The 2,972-nt window shown below is 32.5% G+C and carries 2 protein-coding genes; one reads left to right on the plus strand and one right to left on the minus strand.

The features are described 5' to 3' along the window. On the minus strand, positions 1 to 1,778 hold a 1,778-nt coding region (locus tag ACJMLO_RS05370), incomplete at its 3' end, for a hypothetical protein (RefSeq protein ID WP_405294668.1). 788 nt (positions 1,779 to 2,566) lie between these two features. On the opposite strand from ACJMLO_RS05370, the gene ACJMLO_RS05375 reads away from it, so the two are divergent. Further along, on the plus strand, positions 2,567 to 2,972 hold a 406-nt coding region (locus tag ACJMLO_RS05375; RefSeq protein ID WP_405294670.1), incomplete at its 3' end, for a hypothetical protein.

Consider the following 2,972-nt stretch of genomic DNA (forward strand, 5'->3'; position numbering starts at 1 on the left):
GTGCCGTTCTGACTCTCACCAACAAAAGCAACATTCTTGGAAAAAGTAATGGAATTAGCACTGTAAATACCGTCAGCAAGATGTATGATTCCATCCGCTTCAACAATACTTAAAGCACGAGAAATTGTCTTAACAGCATTACCCCATGAAACACCACTATTCGCATCGTCACCACCAGTAGCATTGACATAAATATGATTCATGTTAAGTGAAATAGTCATTGGAATGGAAAAGACTGTAATTCCATCCACTGAAATTACCACAGTGTCTTGAGTGGAAGAACCAGAAGGAATGTATGTAATAACCACAGGATTGTCTGATAGATTGAATTTATCTTGACTTAAAGTACCACTGCTTGCTGAAGCAGTTACTAAAGAAGTTGGAAGCCCTGCTGTGACAGGTGTTCCGTCATTATTTACAAAACCTACATTAATATTAGCGGTATCACCTAACTGAAGTTCGGTTTTATCAGCACTGACATTTAAGATTACATAAGTGCTTGGTGCTGTAAAGTCCACATACTTGTTTGGTTCTGCAAATTGAGTGGTGATTAAAGATGAATCAAATCCAGAACCTTCCATTGGTCCCCAGTAATTATTTTCAATACTGACGTTGGTTAATCCGAAATGTCCTGTGAAGGCACCAGTTCCGATAACTGACCCATCAAAATTAGGCTCATTGACAAGGTCTGCAGAACAATTAATGAATATATTGTCATTGATTACAGAGTCTTGGGCAGAGTCAATATAAATAGCTCCTCCACGTACAGCATGAGTGTTGTTTATGAAGACACATCCTTGGATTTTGTATACTACACCCACAGTTGCGCGATTCTGGTCAACCCCAATTGCTCCTCCAAACTGAGATGTGCCGTTTATGAAAGTGGAATTATATACCTGCATTGGAGTTGCCCAGGAATAGATTGCTCCACCATATCCATTGGTTATACTTGACACGGAATTAACAAAAGTACAGTTGTTTACATATAAATTGGCACCTTGGTTTTTAATTCCGGCACCGTTTCCGGTTGCATAGTTGTCAGTAAAATAAGAATTTATGACTGTTGCAGTTCCAACGTTGGATAATGCACCAGCATCACGACCTCTGTTCTTATTTCCACCAATACCTAAAGCGGAATTATTTGCAAAGTAACAATTGTTGACAATTATTGTTCCACTATTATCCACACCGCCTGTATTATATGCGCTGCAGTTTATAACACTTACGTTTTCAAGATTTAAAGTTCCTAAATTGTTTATACCGGCACCATACTCCACTACATTTGGATCCATCCAACCATTTCTTATAGTTAATGAATCAATACTCACGGTACTAGTAGCGGTAATTGAAATAGCCCTTCTTATAGTTGAACTTTCAATTTGAATTGCATCGATAATTGTTCCATCTTTACTTTCTCCCTTGATGATTACATTCTTATTGATGTTAAGAGTTCCAGTCAAGTTATAAACTCCATCAGCAAGATTGATAGTGCCATCAGAATTCACATTATTCAATGCATAATCTATTGTCTTATATGCCTTTGTCCAGTCACTGCCATCATTGTCATCACTGCCACTTGTAGCATTCACAAAAACCTCATTTGAAGAATCTTTAAGTATGGAATTCTGTGAATCTGCAGTTTCACCATCCAAATCAGAATCTGGAATATCAGATGCAACACCCAAATCTGTGCTTGATGATTCCTGTGAAGTATCATTTAATGAAATATCCTCACTCGCAAATGATGCAGGAACAATAAGACAAATACATAATATCATTAAGAAATATAATATATATTTATTCTTATTTTTCATCCCATTTTCCTCACTAAAATTTTTCAAAGTATAATTTTATGAGGGTTGGAAATAACTATAAAATTTTGAAAAAATTTTTCTTTAAATTCCATTTGAAGCCTAAATAGAGCTTTGAGGATTAAAAATTTTGACATTTTTCCAACCCTATTTATATCAATGCAAAATAATAAAGTGAAATGAAAATTAAATAAAAATCATAATTCGAATTTTAAAAAACCCCTCATTTCAACCATATTCTACATATTGATAATAAACCCAACTTATATCTTCTGAAATGACCCGCCTCTTTTAATATATAACTATGACAATGAAAAATCTTTAAAAAAATTTCCTATATTAACGAATGGAATTAAATTTCATAACGATATAAGCAATTATAGTTTATCATTAATTATATATAAAAATTTTCAATTAAGTTAAATAGGTAAATTTGCTTAAATTTAAAAAGTATTGGATAAAACTTTGCAAAAAATATAGAAAGTTAATGTATTTTTATGATAAAATTCAAAGTCATAGTATTTATAATTTTCAGTGTCGGTGACTATAAACATAACTTGAAGAAATATTAAAATACAATTTTTTTATTGCTCAATTAGGAAATAATTGAAAAATTTAAATATAATGGAGATAAAAAAAGTTAATAATGAAAGATAATTCATATCGATAAAAATAATCCATATTGAATAAAAATAACGCCTATCAAAAATTATTAAGAAAAAAGGAATGAAAAAACAAAAATAGAACGTGTAAAAATGAATCCCCTAGCAAAAAAAATGATTTTAGCAACAATCTTAATTACAAGTATTCTATTAAGCATCAGCTACATATCAGCAAGTGATGTGACCAATGATAATTCTTTAAGCACTAAAATAGATGACAATACAGATATCTTCCAAATTCAAGAAGATATGGAACAAAATCGGAAAAGCATTGAAAACAATGCAAGTATTGTCGCAGATTCTGACAATAATGCCCTCATCAGCCAATCACCAATCGATTCAAATCCAATAAAGGAAAATGATAACAACATTATTTATGTGGATGCAATGCAGGGCAACGACATCAATACTGGAAAATCATGGTCTGATGCGTACCGAAGCATTGAATATGCCGTAAGCCAATCAGATAACGAAACTGTAATCAATATTGCGGATGGCA

Source organism: Methanobrevibacter sp. (assembly GCF_045120835.1).
In the GTDB taxonomy this organism is placed as follows: Archaea; Methanobacteriota; Methanobacteria; order Methanobacteriales; family Methanobacteriaceae; genus Methanocatella.